Origin of the sequence: Suttonella indologenes, from assembly GCF_900460215.1 — a bacterium.
In the GTDB taxonomy this organism is placed as follows: Bacteria; Pseudomonadota; Gammaproteobacteria; order Cardiobacteriales; family Cardiobacteriaceae; genus Suttonella; species Suttonella indologenes.
Map to the genome: position 1 here is coordinate 196,986 of NZ_UHIA01000003.1, position 16,212 is coordinate 213,197.

Genomic DNA, 16,212 nt, shown 5'->3' on the forward strand with positions numbered 1-16,212 from the left:
AAGCTATCAGATGAAATCGGATAACTTTTCAGGCTGCTTAGATAATATTGATATCATTCTGAATGAAAATCAAACTTTCTTTATTGCTTCCATCCCAATAAGCCTTATAGCCATTTGGAACATTTTCAGTAGTTTTTTCGAAACCGCCTAGACCACGATCACCATTATTACCTAAGTCAACCGTATCACTACTTGTACCATTGATAAACAGACCTTTATAAGAAACACCATCAATTTCAGTAACAGTATCACCGTTTTTCAAAACATCATCAATTGAAATGTTTAGCCTATTAGCTCCTTTTTGCGATCCAGTCAAATCAATCAGTTCAAAATTAACAATATTACTTAGATTTTGTTCAACACCTTCATCAGAGAAGCGCAAAATATCATAACCATCACCTGCATCAAGCTTAGTTGCAGTAATTTTACCTTTAACTACAACCGTATCATTTCCTGCCCCCATAGTAATGGTGTTATTACCATAAATTGAAGGAGTTCCAGGAATAATTGCTGGTGCTTTACCATTAACAATCAGAACATCATTACCTTCACCAAAGTCGATAGTCTTAGCACCTGCGATATAGCCACCGATGGTTGCAATATCATCACCAGCACCAAAGTCAACTGTACCTTTTCCATCCCAGTTACCACCAATACGGAAAATATCATTACCTGCACCAGCATCAATATCTGCTGTTACACTATTATCAATATTAGTAGCAATATCTAAAATATCATTGCCATTACCAAGTTTAATACTGTAAAAACCTGCAGCAAAACCACCCTTAACTTCTAATTTATCATTTCCTGAACCCATGTCAATTTTAGGTCCAGAGGTAATATTACCATCAACGAATAGGTAATCATCTCCACCTGACATATCAATATTAGGCGCTTTCCACTGTGTACCAATTGTGCCACCAATAAACACCCAATCATTATCATCAGACATAATATGAGCTTGATTTTTGTCGGTGGATGTGCGTTGTGAACCGATAGGATTATTCTGAGTTACAAAGCTTAATGCGTTTTCAGTATTCATATCAACATATAGTCTTTTGATATATGACAAATTAGTTTGCGAAACATTACCCGCAGCATCAGTTATCGTTAGCACCGCATTTTTTGAATTTCTTTTCCAATCGTTTGGTATTGTGAAGTTAAATTGACCTTCATCTCCTACTGTCGCATCAAGGGTTTTTGTCACACCATTTGTATCTTCATAAGTAAGATGAATTTTAGAACCTTTCTCTGTTTTTCCTTCAAAGATATAGCCAGTTCTATTGTTACTTGCACTGATCATATTAAAAGCTTCTACTATTGTATCTAATTTTAAATTTAGTACTGACGGGTCAGATATAAGAGTATTGCCATCTTTGACTTTAGCAGTATAACGATATTCTGTGCCATAAGTCTCTATACCTTTTAACATTGAATCCTCAAAGTTAAATTTGAACTTGTTATCAGTCGCATCAAAAACAAATTTATCTTTATTAGTTAAACTTTTAATTTCCTCTTCTTTACCAACACTAATAATATTGCCATCTTTATCTCTAACGACTGTCTGACGAACGATAGTAACTTTTTCTTTATCAGTCATCTCCCGCTGCAGAGTGACTGTAAATTTAATATTACTATCGTTAGTCAAACCTGTAGTAAGATTTTCATAATTTAAACCTTTAGAATTATTGACTTTACCTATAAATTTATCTTTATCATAATTTGTTGGTAGCTTACTCGAATCCTCATCGGTCAAGTTATCTTTACCTTCAATAGAAACAGTCAACTTACCCATCAATGCTGCTGTTTTCTCGCCTTCTCCGGATTCGCGTTTTCCATCTGCAGTGACAGCTTTGGCTTTTACTGATATTTCTGCCAGTTTTTTACCATTCTCGTCTACTGTCGGAACGTCTACCACAATATGACCTGTTTGGATGTCTGCATCCGTTAAGGTCACTTCTTTTACAGCACCACCGTTGATGCTTACCGCTATTTTATCTCCTGCTTGGGTTTTGTCAGGAATGGTAATGGCTGCCTGAACTTTTTTGTCTGTGCCAATTTCCGCATCGTTCAATATGCCGTTTTTATCCGCATCGTCTACAAAGACAATGTTCGGTTTGCCATCGGTATTTTTCGCCGTAGGTTCTGGTTGGGTTGTTCCGTCGGCTTGTTTGACCGGTATGTCGGTAGTTTTCGGTGAGTCGTCTTGTTCGTTAACAACTCCGTCTCCGTTTGAGTCGCCAGGTTTGGTGGCTGCTACTGAGGCTTTTTCCTCGCCTTCTCCGGATTCGTGTTTTCCATCTGCAGTGACAGCTTTGGCTTTTACTGATACTTCTGCCAGTTTTTTACCATTCTCGTCTACTGTCGGAACGTCTACCACAATATGACCTGTTTGGATGTCTGCATCCGTTAAGGTCACTTCTTTTGCAGCACCGTTGATGCTTACCGCTATTTTATCTCCTGCTTGGGTTTTGTCAGGAATGGTAATGGCTGCCTGAACTTTATTGTCTGTGCCAATTTCCGCATCGCTCAATGTGCCGTTTTTATCCGCATCGTCTACAAAGACAATGTTCGGTTTGCCATCGGTATTTTTCGCCGTAGGTTCTGGTTGGGTTGTTCCGTCGGCTTGTTTGACCGGTATGTCGGTAGTTTTCGGTGAGTCGTCTTGTTCGTTAACAACTCCGTCTCCGTTTGAGTCGCCAGGTTTGGTGGCTGCTACTGAGGCTTTTTCCTCGCCTTCTCCGGATTCGTGTTTTCCATCTGCAGTGACAGCTTTGGCTTTTACTGATATTTCTGCCAGTTTTTTACCATTCTCGTCTACTGTCGGAACGTCTACCACAATATGACCTGTTTGGATGTCTGCATCCGTTAAGGTCACTTCTTTTACAGCACCACCGTTGATGCTTACCGCTATTTTATCTCCTGCTTGGGTTTTGTCAGGAATGGTAATGGCTGCCTGAACTTTATTGTCTGTGCCAATTTCCGCATCGCTCAATGTGCCGTTTTTATCCGCATCGTCTACAAAGACAATGTTCGGTTTGCCATCGGTATTTTTCGCCGTAGGTTCTGGTTGGGTTGTTCCGTCGGCTTGTTTGACCGGTATGTCGGTAGTTTTCGGTGAGTCGTCTTGTTCGTTAACAACTCCGTCTCCGTTTGAGTCGCCAGGTTTGGTGGCTGCTACTGAGGCTTTTTCCTCGCCTTCTCCGGATTCGTGTTTTCCATCTGCAGTGACAGCTTTGGCTTTTACTGATATTTCTGCCAGTTTTTTACCATTCTCGTCTACTGTCGGAACGTCTACCACAATATGACCTGTTTGGATGTCTGCATCCGTTAAGGTCACTTCTTTTACAGCACCACCGTTGATGCTTACCGCTATTTTATCTCCTGCTTGGGTTTTGTCAGGAATGGTAATGGCTGCCTGAACTTTATTGTCTGTGCCAATTTCCGCATCGCTCAATTTGCCGTTTTTATCCGCATCGTCTACAAAGACAATGTTCGGTTTGCCATCGGTATTTTTCGCCGTAGGTTCTGGTTGGGTTGTTCCGTCGGCTTGTTTGACCGGTATGTCGGTAGTTTTCGGTGAGTCGTCTTGTTCGTTAACAACTCCGTCTCCGTTTGAGTCGCCAGGTTTGGTGGCTGCTACTGAGGCTTTTTCCTCGCCTTCTCCGGATTCGTGTTTTCCATCTGCAGTGACAGCTTTGGCTTTTACTGATATTTCTGCCAGTTTTTTACCATTCTCGTCTACTGTCGGAACGTCTACCACAATATGACCTGTTTGGATGTCTGCATCCGTTAAGGTCACTTCTTTTGCAGCACCGTTGATGCTTACCGCTATTTTATCTCCTGCTTGGGTTTTGTCAGGAATGGTAATGGCTGCCTGAACTTTATTGTCTGTGCCAATTTCCGCATCGCTCAATGTGCCGTTTTTATCCGCATCGTCTACAAAGACAATGTTCGGTTTGCCATCGGTATTTTTCGCCGTAGGTTCTGGTTGGGTTGTTCCGTCGGCTTGTTTGACCGGTATGTCGGTAGTTTTCGGTGAGTCGTCTTGTTCGTTAACAACTCCGTCTCCGTTTGAGTCGCCAGGTTTGGTGGCTGCTACTGAGGCTTTTTCCTCGCCTTCTCCGGATTCGTGTTTTCCATCTGCAGTGACAGCTTTGGCTTTTACTGATACTTCTGCCAGTTTTTTACCATTCTCGTCTACTGTCGGAACGTCTACCACAATATGACCTGTTTGGATGTCTGCATCCGTTAAGGTCACTTCTTTTGCAGCACCGTTGATGCTTACCGCTATTTTATCTCCTGCTTGGGTTTTGTCAGGAATGGTAATGGCTGCCTGAACTTTATTGTCTGTGCCAATTTCCGCATCGCTCAATGTGCCGTTTTTATCCGCATCGTCTACAAAGACAATGTTCGGTTTGCCATCGGTATTTTTCGCCGTAGGTTCTGGTTGGGTTGTTCCGTCGGCTTGTTTGACCGGTATGTCGGTAGTTTTCGGTGAGTCGTCTTGTTCGTTAACAACTCCGTCTCCGTTTGAGTCGCCAGGTTTGGTGGCTGCTACTGAGGCTTTTTCCTCGCCTTCTCCGGATTCGTGTTTTCCATCTGCAGTGACAGCTTTGGCTTTTACTGATATTTCTGCCAGTTTTTTACCATTCTCGTCTACTGTCGGAACGTCTACCACAATATGACCTGTTTGGATGTCTGCATCCGTTAAGGTCACTTCTTTTACAGCACCACCGTTGATGCTTACCGCTATTTTATCTCCTGCTTGGGTTTTGTCAGGAATGGTAATGGCTGCCTGAACTTTATTGTCTGTGCCAATTTCCGCATCGCTCAATTTGCCGTTTTTATCCGCATCGTCTACAAAGACAATGTTCGGTTTGCCATCGGTATTTTTCGCCGTAGGTTCTGGTTGGGTTGTTCCGTCGGCTTGTTTGACCGGTATGTCGGTAGTTTTCGGTGAGTCGTCTTGTTCGTTAACAACTCCGTCTCCGTTTGAGTCGCCAGGTTTGGTGGCTGCTACTGAGGCTTTTTCCTCGCCTTCTCCGGATTCGTGTTTTCCATCTGCAGTGACAGCTTTGGCTTTTACTGATATTTCTGCCAGTTTTTTACCATTCTCGTCTACTGTCGGAACGTCTACCACAATATGACCTGTTTGGATGTCTGCATCCGTTAAGGTCACTTCTTTTGCAGCACCGTTGATGCTTACCGCTATTTTATCTCCTGCTTGGGTTTTGTCAGGAATGGTAATGGCTGCCTGAACTTTATTGTCTGTGCCAATTTCCGCATCGCTCAATGTGCCGTTTTTATCCGCATCGTCTACAAAGACAATGTTCGGTTTGCCATCGGTATTTTTCGCCGTAGGTTCTGGTTGGGTTGTTCCGTCGGCTTGTTTGACCGGTATGTCGGTAGTTTTCGGTGAGTCGTCTTGTTCGTTAACAACTCCGTCTCCGTTTGAGTCGCCAGGTTTGGTGGCTGCTACTGAGGCTTTTTCCTCGCCTTCTCCGGATTCGTGTTTTCCATCTGCAGTGACAGCTTTGGCTTTTACTGATATTTCTGCCAGTTTTTTACCATTCTCGTCTACTGTCGGAACGTCTACCACAATATGACCTGTTTGGATGTCTGCATCCGTTAAGGTCACTTCTTTTACAGCACCACCGTTGATGCTTACCGCTATTTTATCTCCTGCTTGGGTTTTGTCAGGAATGGTAATGGCTGCCTGAACTTTATTGTCTGTGCCAATTTCCGCATCGCTCAATGTGCCGTTTTTATCCGCATCGTCTACAAAGACAATGTTCGGTTTGCCATCGGTATTTTTCGCCGTAGGTTCTGGTTGGGTTGTTCCGTCGGCTTGTTTGACCGGTATGTCGGTAGTTTTCGGTGAGTCGTCTTGTTCGTTAACAACTCCGTCTCCGTTTGAGTCGCCAGGTTTGGTGGCTGCTACTGAGGCTTTTTCCTCGCCTTCTCCGGATTCGTGTTTTCCATCTGCAGTGACAGCTTTGGCTTTTACTGATACTTCTGCCAGTTTTTTACCATTCTCGTCTACTGTCGGAACGTCTACCACAATATGACCTGTTTGGATGTCTGCATCCGTTAAGGTCACTTCTTTTGCAGCACCGTTGATGCTTACCGCTATTTTATCTCCTGCTTGGGTTTTGTCAGGAATGGTAATGGCTGCCTGAACTTTATTGTCTGTGCCAATTTCCGCATCGCTCAATGTGCCGTTTTTATCCGCATCGTCTACAAAGACAATGTTCGGTTTGCCATCGGTATTTTTCGCCGTAGGTTCTGGTTGGGTTGTTCCGTCGGCTTGTTTGACCGGTATGTCGGTAGTTTTCGGTGAGTCGTCTTGTTCGTTAACAACTCCGTCTCCGTTTGAGTCGCCAGGTTTGGTGGCTGCTACTGAGGCTTTTTCCTCGCCTTCTCCGGATTCGTGTTTTCCATCTGCAGTGACAGCTTTGGCTTTTACTGATATTTCTGCCAGTTTTTTACCATTCTCGTCTACTGTCGGAACGTCTACCACAATATGACCTGTTTGGATGTCTGCATCCGTTAAGGTCACTTCTTTTACAGCACCACCGTTGATGCTTACCGCTATTTTATCTCCTGCTTGGGTTTTGTCAGGAATGGTAATGGCTGCCTGAACTTTATTGTCTGTGCCAATTTCCGCATCGCTCAATGTGCCGTTTTTATCCGCATCGTCTACAAAGACAATGTTCGGTTTGCCATCGGTATTTTTCGCCGTAGGTTCTGGTTGGGTTGTTCCGTCGGCTTGTTTGACCGGTATGTCGGTAGTTTTCGGTGAGTCGTCTTGTTCGTTAACAACTCCGTCTCCGTTTGAGTCGCCAGGTTTGGTGGCTGCTACTGAGGCTTTTTCCTCGCCTTCTCCGGATTCGTGTTTTCCATCTGCAGTGACAGCTTTGGCTTTTACTGATATTTCTGCCAGTTTTTTACCATTCTCGTCTACTGTCGGAACGTCTACCACAATATGACCTGTTTGGATGTCTGCATCCGTTAAGGTCACTTCTTTTACAGCACCACCGTTGATGCTTACCGCTATTTTATCTCCTGCTTGGGTTTTGTCAGGAATGGTAATGGCTGCCTGAACTTTATTGTCTGTGCCAATTTCCGCATCGCTCAATTTGCCGTTTTTATCCGCATCGTCTACAAAGACAATGTTCGGTTTGCCATCGGTATTTTTCGCCGTAGGTTCTGGTTGGGTTGTTCCGTCGGCTTGTTTGACCGGTATGTCGGTAGTTTTCGGTGAGTCGTCTTGTTCGTTAACAACTCCGTCTCCGTTTGAGTCGCCAGGTTTGGTGGCTGCTACTGAGGCTTTTTCCTCGCCTTCTCCGGATTCGTGTTTTCCATCTGCAGTGACAGCTTTGGCTTTTACTGATATTTCTGCCAGTTTTTTACCATTCTCGTCTACTGTCGGAACGTCTACCACAATATGACCTGTTTGGATGTCTGCATCCGTTAAGGTCACTTCTTTTGCAGCACCGTTGATGCTTACCGCTATTTTATCTCCTGCTTGGGTTTTGTCAGGAATGGTAATGGCTGCCTGAACTTTATTGTCTGTGCCAATTTCCGCATCGCTCAATGTGCCGTTTTTATCCGCATCGTCTACAAAGACAATGTTCGGTTTGCCATCGGTATTTTTCGCCGTAGGTTCTGGTTGGGTTGTTCCGTCGGCTTGTTTGACCGGTATGTCGGTAGTTTTCGGTGAGTCGTCTTGTTCGTTAACAACTCCGTCTCCGTTTGAGTCGCCAGGTTTGGTGGCTGCTACTGAGGCTTTTTCCTCGCCTTCTCCGGATTCGTGTTTTCCATCTGCAGTGACAGCTTTGGCTTTTACTGATATTTCTGCCAGTTTTTTACCATTCTCGTCTACTGTCGGAACGTCTACCACAATATGACCTGTTTGGATGTCTGCATCCGTTAAGGTCACTTCTTTTGCAGCACCGTTGATGCTTACCGCTATTTTATCTCCTGCTTGGGTTTTGTCAGGAATGGTAATGGCTGCCTGAACTTTATTGTCTGTGCCAATTTCCGCATCGCTCAATGTGCCGTTTTTATCCGCATCGTCTACAAAGACAATGTTCGGTTTGCCATCGGTATTTTTCGCCGTAGGTTCTGGTTGGGTTGTTCCGTCGGCTTGTTTGACCGGTATGTCGGTAGTTTTCGGTGAGTCGTCTTGTTCGTTAACAACTCCGTCTCCGTTTGAGTCGCCAGGTTTGGTGGCTGCTACTGAGGCTTTTTCCTCGCCTTCTCCGGATTCGTGTTTTCCATCTGCAGTGACAGCTTTGGCTTTTACTGATATTTCTGCCAGTTTTTTACCATTCTCGTCTACTGTCGGAACGTCTACCACAATATGACCTGTTTGGATGTCTGCATCCGTTAAGGTCACTTCTTTTACAGCACCACCGTTGATGCTTACCGCTATTTTATCTCCTGCTTGGGTTTTGTCAGGAATGGTAATGGCTGCCTGAACTTTATTGTCTGTGCCAATTTCCGCATCGCTCAATTTGCCGTTTTTATCCGCATCGTCTACAAAGACAATGTTCGGTTTGCCATCGGTATTTTTCGCCGTAGGTTCTGGTTGGGTTGTTCCGTCGGCTTGTTTGACCGGTATGTCGGTAGTTTTCGGTGAGTCGTCTTGTTCGTTAACAACTCCGTCTCCGTTTGAGTCGCCAGGTTTGGTGGCTGCTACTGAGGCTTTTTCCTCGCCTTCTCCGGATTCGTGTTTTCCATCTGCAGTGACAGCTTTGGCTTTTACTGATATTTCTGCCAGTTTTTTACCATTCTCGTCTACTGTCGGAACGTCTACCACAATATGACCTGTTTGGATGTCTGCATCCGTTAAGGTCACTTCTTTTGCAGCACCGTTGATGCTTACCGCTATTTTATCTCCTGCTTGGGTTTTGTCAGGAATGGTAATGGCTGCCTGAACTTTATTGTCTGTGCCAATTTCCGCATCGCTCAATGTGCCGTTTTTATCCGCATCGTCTACAAAGACAATGTTCGGTTTGCCATCGGTATTTTTCGCCGTAGGTTCTGGTTGGGTTGTTCCGTCGGCTTGTTTGACCGGTATGTCGGTAGTTTTCGGTGAGTCGTCTTGTTCGTTAACAACTCCGTCTCCGTTTGAGTCGCCAGGTTTGGTGGCTGCTACTGAGGCTTTTTCCTCGCCTTCTCCGGATTCGTGTTTTCCATCTGCAGTGACAGCTTTGGCTTTTACTGATATTTCTGCCAGTTTTTTACCATTCTCGTCTACTGTCGGAACGTCTACCACAATATGACCTGTTTGGATGTCTGCATCCGTTAAGGTCACTTCTTTTACAGCACCACCGTTGATGCTTACCGCTATTTTATCTCCTGCTTGGGTTTTGTCAGGAATGGTAATGGCTGCCTGAACTTTATTGTCTGTGCCAATTTCCGCATCGCTCAATGTGCCGTTTTTATCCGCATCGTCTACAAAGACAATGTTCGGTTTGCCATCGGTATTTTTCGCCGTAGGTTCTGGTTGGGTTGTTCCGTCGGCTTGTTTGACCGGTATGTCGGTAGTTTTCGGTGAGTCGTCTTGTTCGTTAACAACTCCGTCTCCGTTTGAGTCGCCAGGTTTGGTGGCTGCTACTGAGGCTTTTTCCTCGCCTTCTCCGGATTCGTGTTTTCCATCTGCAGTGACAGCTTTGGCTTTTACTGATACTTCTGCCAGTTTTTTACCATTCTCGTCTACTGTCGGAACGTCTACCACAATATGACCTGTTTGGATGTCTGCATCCGTTAAGGTCACTTCTTTTGCAGCACCGTTGATGCTTACCGCTATTTTATCTCCTGCTTGGGTTTTGTCAGGAATGGTAATGGCTGCCTGAACTTTATTGTCTGTGCCAATTTCCGCATCGCTCAATGTGCCGTTTTTATCCGCATCGTCTACAAAGACAATGTTCGGTTTGCCATCGGTATTTTTCGCCGTAGGTTCTGGTTGGGTTGTTCCGTCGGCTTGTTTGACCGGTATGTCGGTAGTTTTCGGTGAGTCGTCTTGTTCGTTAACAACTCCGTCTCCGTTTGAGTCGCCAGGTTTGGTGGCTGCTACTGAGGCTTTTTCCTCGCCTTCTCCGGATTCGTGTTTTCCATCTGCAGTGACAGCTTTGGCTTTTACTGATATTTCTGCCAGTTTTTTACCATTCTCGTCTACTGTCGGAACGTCTACCACAATATGACCTGTTTGGATGTCTGCATCCGTTAAGGTCACTTCTTTTACAGCACCACCGTTGATGCTTACCGCTATTTTATCTCCTGCTTGGGTTTTGTCAGGAATGGTAATGGCTGCCTGAACTTTATTGTCTGTGCCAATTTCCGCATCGTTCAATATGCCGTTTTTATCCGCATCGTCTACAAAGACAATGTTCGGTTTGCCATCGGTATTTTTCGCCGTAGGTTCTGGTTGGGTTGTTCCGTCGGCTTGTTTGACCGGTATGTCGGTAGTTTTCGGTGAGTCGTCTTGTTCGTTAACAACTCCGTCTCCGTTTGAGTCGCCAGGTTTGGTGGCTGCTACTGAGGCTTTTTCCTCGCCTTCTCCGGATTCGTGTTTTCCATCTGCAGTGACAGCTTTGGCTTTTACTGATATTTCTGCCAGTTTTTTACCATTCTCGTCTACTGTCGGAACGTCTACCACAATATGACCTGTTTGGATGTCTGCATCCGTTAAGGTCACTTCTTTTACAGCACCACCGTTGATGCTTACCGCTATTTTATCTCCTGCTTGGGTTTTGTCAGGAATGGTAATGGCTGCCTGAACTTTATTGTCTGTGCCAATTTCCGCATCGCTCAATTTGCCGTTTTTATCCGCATCGTCTACAAAGACAATGTTCGGTTTGCCATCGGTATTTTTCGCCGTAGGTTCTGGTTGGGTTGTTCCGTCGGCTTGTTTGACCGGTATGTCGGTAGTTTTCGGTGAGTCGTCTTGTTCGTTAACAACTCCGTCTCCGTTTGAGTCGCCAGGTTTGGTGGCTGCTACTGAGGCTTTTTCCTCGCCTTCTCCGGATTCGTGTTTTCCATCTGCAGTGACAGCTTTGGCTTTTACTGATATTTCTGCCAGTTTTTTACCATTCTCGTCTACTGTCGGAACGTCTACCACAATATGACCTGTTTGGATGTCTGCATCCGTTAAGGTCACTTCTTTTGCAGCACCGTTGATGCTTACCGCTATTTTATCTCCTGCTTGGGTTTTGTCAGGAATGGTAATGGCTGCCTGAACTTTATTGTCTGTGCCAATTTCCGCATCGCTCAATGTGCCGTTTTTATCCGCATCGTCTACAAAGACAATGTTCGGTTTGCCATCGGTATTTTTCGCCGTAGGTTCTGGTTGGGTTGTTCCGTCGGCTTGTTTGACCGGTATGTCGGTAGTTTTCGGTGAGTCGTCTTGTTCGTTAACAACTCCGTCTCCGTTTGAGTCGCCAGGTTTGGTGGCTGCTACTGAGGCTTTTTCCTCGCCTTCTCCGGATTCGTGTTTTCCATCTGCAGTGACAGCTTTGGCTTTTACTGATATTTCTGCCAGTTTTTTACCATTCTCGTCTACTGTCGGAACGTCTACCACAATATGACCTGTTTGGATGTCTGCATCCGTTAAGGTCACTTCTTTTACAGCACCACCGTTGATGCTTACCGCTATTTTATCTCCTGCTTGGGTTTTGTCAGGAATGGTAATGGCTGCCTGAACTTTATTGTCTGTGCCAATTTCCGCATCGCTCAATTTGCCGTTTTTATCCGCATCGTCTACAAAGACAATGTTCGGTTTGCCATCGGTATTTTTCGCCGTAGGTTCTGGTTGGGTTGTTCCGTCGGCTTGTTTGACCGGTATGTCGGTAGTTTTCGGTGAGTCGTCTTGTTCGTTAACAACTCCGTCTCCGTTTGAGTCGCCAGGTTTGGTGGCTGCTACTGAGGCTTTTTCCTCGCCTTCTCCGGATTCGTGTTTTCCATCTGCAGTGACAGCTTTGGCTTTTACTGATATTTCTGCCAGTTTTTTACCATTCTCGTCTACTGTCGGAACGTCTACCACAATATGACCTGTTTGGATGTCTGCATCCGTTAAGGTCACTTCTTTTGCAGCACCGTTGATGCTTACCGCTATTTTATCTCCTGCTTGGGTTTTGTCAGGAATGGTAATGGCTGCCTGAACTTTATTGTCTGTGCCAATTTCCGCATCGCTCAATGTGCCGTTTTTATCCGCATCGTCTACAAAGACAATGTTCGGTTTGCCATCGGTATTTTTCGCCGTAGGTTCTGGTTGGGTTGTTCCGTCGGCTTGTTTGACCGGTATGTCGGTAGTTTTCGGTGAGTCGTCTTGTTCGTTAACAACTCCGTCTCCGTTTGAGTCGCCAGGTTTGGTGGCTGCTACTGAGGCTTTTTCCTCGCCTTCTCCGGATTCGTGTTTTCCATCTGCAGTGACAGCTTTGGCTTTTACTGATATTTCTGCCAGTTTTTTACCATTCTCGTCTACTGTCGGAACGTCTACCACAATATGACCTGTTTGGATGTCTGCATCCGTTAAGGTCACTTCTTTTACAGCACCACCGTTGATGCTTACCGCTATTTTATCTCCTGCTTGGGTTTTGTCAGGAATGGTAATGGCTGCCTGAACTTTATTGTCTGTGCCAATTTCCGCATCGCTCAATGTGCCGTTTTTATCCGCATCGTCTACAAAGACAATGTTCGGTTTGCCATCGGTATTTTTCGCCGTAGGTTCTGGTTGGGTTGTTCCGTCGGCTTGTTTGACCGGTATGTCGGTAGTTTTCGGTGAGTCGTCTTGTTCGTTAACAACTCCGTCTCCGTTTGAGTCGCCAGGTTTGGTGGCTGCTACTGAGGCTTTTTCCTCGCCTTCTCCGGATTCGTGTTTTCCATCTGCAGTGACAGCTTTGGCTTTTACTGATACTTCTGCCAGTTTTTTACCATTCTCGTCTACTGTCGGAACGTCTACCACAATATGACCTGTTTGGATGTCTGCATCCGTTAAGGTCACTTCTTTTGCAGCACCGTTGATGCTTACCGCTATTTTATCTCCTGCTTGGGTTTTGTCAGGAATGGTAATGGCTGCCTGAACTTTATTGTCTGTGCCAATTTCCGCATCGCTCAATGTGCCGTTTTTATCCGCATCGTCTACAAAGACAATGTTCGGTTTGCCATCGGTATTTTTCGCCGTAGGTTCTGGTTGGGTTGTTCCGTCGGCTTGTTTGACCGGTATGTCGGTAGTTTTCGGTGAGTCGTCTTGTTCGTTAACAACTCCGTCTCCGTTTGAGTCGCCAGGTTTGCTCGGTTTGTCTGCGGTGTCATTTTCTTTGGCGCGATCAGTAGCATCATTGCTTTTCTGTCCGTCAACGGTTTGGTTGGCGGTGACTTCACTGCCGTCTTTGACTTTATCCGCAGGTATGCTAACGGTGCCTTTGTCTTTGTCTACGCTGACTGAAGGATTGTTGCTTGTCCATTCGTTGGTATTGAGATCTTTGCTAACAGTCGCGGTTTTCTCTGCACCGCTTTCATCGGTGTAGCGGATGTTGACTTCTGTCGCTTTTTTGCTCGGCGTCACGCTTACGCTGCCGTTTTCTTTGGCTTTAATTGTCGGCTCAGGTGTATTGTCCGCTACTTTAACGCTGACAGGGGCGCTGGCGCCTGCGGCGGTGCTTTGGGTGGCGGTGACGGTTGATCCGTCTTTGATGTCTGTGCCGGCGACGGTGATGACGGGTTTTTCACCGCTTGCATCGATGCTGACTTTCGGATCGCTGCTTGTCCATTCATTGGTTTTGGGGTCTTTGCTGACGGTGACGATTTTGCCTTTGCCTTTTTCATCGGTGTAGGTGATGGTGCTTTTTTCGGCATCCGGGTGCAGGGTGACGATGGCTGAGCCGTCCGGTCCTGCTTTGATGTCCGGTTTGACGGTGGTGCTGCTGTCGCCGTTTTGGGCTTTGGCGGTGGTTTGTCCGGTTCCTTGTGTGTCGTTAAGCAGGGTTTGGGTGGCGGTAGCGGTGCTGTCGTCTTTGACTTCGTCGGCAGGGATGGTGATTTCGCCGGTCATCGGGTCGATGCTGACTTTGTCGTTAGGGTCATTGTCTTTCCAAGTGTCCGGTCTGCCGTCGCCATTGGTATCTTCTTTGGTGAAGGTTTTTTCTTGTTCTTTGCCGTTTTCGTCGGTGTAGTTGATGGTGGTTTGCTTGGCGGTGTCGCTGGGTTTGATGCTGACGGAGCCGTCGTTGTTGGCGATGATTTCAGGATTAGGGATTGCGTTGCCGGCAATGACGGTTTCGTCGCTGCTGACGACGCTTGTTTGTTTTTGGGTGTTAGGGTCTGTGAGTGTTACTTTTTGTTTGGCGCTGACGGTTGAGCCGTCTTGTACGCTTGACTCGGGAAGGGTGACTGCCCCTGTGATAGGGTTTGCTGTGATGTTAGGATTCGATGATGTCCATTTGTTGTTGTTCGGATCTTTGCTAACAGTCACGGTTTTCTCTGCACCGCTTTCATCGGTGTAGGTGATGGTGACTTCTGTCGGTTCTGCGATTTTGCTTGTTTTCGGCGTGATGCTGACGGAGCCGTCGCTGTTGTCAATGACCTGCGGCTCGGGGATTTGATCGCGCATGGTGACTTCATGTTTACCTTGTCCAAGTCCGGGAACCTTTTGAATGGCTGTGATTTGGCTGCCGTCTTTGGCAACGCCTGCGTTAACGGTGACGATGGGTTTGCCGTCAGCAGGGTCGGTTCCGACTGTAATGGGGTCGCTCGTATTTTGGGCCGCCCATTTTATGCCGTCCCAGTTCAGAGTGAATTTGAATGTGTCTATGCCTGCTTGCGGTTGTGCGTAGGTGCCTGAAATCTCGAGGGTCGAATCTTTTACGTTTTTGAGTGCGTCTACGGTGGCGCTGCCGTCGATGTTGGCGGTAATGCGCGGTTGAGGCGCTGCCGGTTCGTAGGCTGTTGCAGGCTGGCTAATATTGAGACCGTCTGAGGCTTTCGCTTCGATTTTGCTTTCCGCTTTGATTTTTTCGCCGGCAATGGTAATGGTTCCTGTTCTCGAATCGATTTCAACATCTGAGTTTGAAATTTCTTCGCCGTTCTCATCCACTACCGCCCAAGTATCCGGCGTGTTCGGATTATTGTCATGGTCGCCTTTGGCGGTAATAACGGTTGTTTCTTCGCCTTGGTCGTTAATATAAGTAATGCTTGTTTGTGTCGTGCTTGGATCTGTGTTTGGATCAATGCTGACTTTGCCGCTGTCTTGGTCGACGCTGATGTGCAGTGCATTCGGCGGGATTTGGTCGGTGATTTTTTCTGTCGCAGGGCTGCTGTTTTTGCCGTCAATGCTTTGCTCGGCGCTCACTGTTTCGCCGTTTGGTACGCTGTTGGGCGGCAGGGTTACTTTGCCGCTTGTCGGGTCTATCCAAGGGCTGTTAGGGTCTTGGGCATTTGGCAATGTTTTGCCGTTTTGGTCGGTTGCCGTCCAGATGGCAGGGGTAGAAGGATCGTTGTCATGATCGCTTTTAGTCGCTTTAATTTCTATTTTTTTGCCGTTGTGGTCGAGGTAGCTGATGTTGAGTGTGCCGGCATTAGCGCTAGGTATCACGCTGGCGCCGCCGTCAAATTTGTTCTCAGCATTATTGGTGCTGGGTTCGATGTCGGGGCTTGCTATTACGCTGTTGTTATTATTATTGCTGCCGCCGCCATTATTGCTGCTGCTGCCGCCGCCGGCTGCTGCGGCTATGCCGCCGATGGCGAGGGGAAGGAAGAGCCAGGCGGGGTTGAATGCGGAGTTAAATACGGCTGCGCTCAGTGCTTCGCCGCCTAGGGCTTGTCCTGCCGAGACTTGTTCGGCCAGTTGGGTGACGATGTCGAGGTTGTTCGCCGATTCCGGAATGTAGGCGTAGTATTGACCGTTTTCGTGTAGGCCGATGAGGAGGTTGTTGTTGCCGTCTTCGTAGTAGTTTTCAATGATGAGGTCGGCTTCTTGGCTGCCTTCGAAGGCGATATGCAGGTCTTTGCCGTGTCGGGTGGCGGTGAGGTTTTCAGGGGCGAAGCCTGTGCTTTCGTCTGTTAATAGGTAGTTGACGTTTTTTTGCGCTTGGATGCGTAGGGCTTCTGTGTTTTCTGTGGCGAGGCGGTGGCTGTTAAGGGTGTTGTTGCCTTGTTGGATGGATACTGTGATTGTTGCCATGTGTTTTTACCTTTTTGCTTTGT

At 46.5% G+C, this 16,212-nt stretch carries 1 protein-coding gene; it reads right to left on the bottom strand.

The genetic code is table 11. The features are described from left to right. Positions 1-37 precede the first annotated feature (37 nt). On the bottom strand, positions 38-16,189 hold the full coding sequence (locus DYC63_RS01355) for an Ig-like domain-containing protein (protein ID WP_115217592.1): 16,152 nt from the start codon (positions 16,187-16,189) through the stop codon (positions 38-40). Between the last annotated feature and the right edge of the window lie 23 nt (positions 16,190-16,212).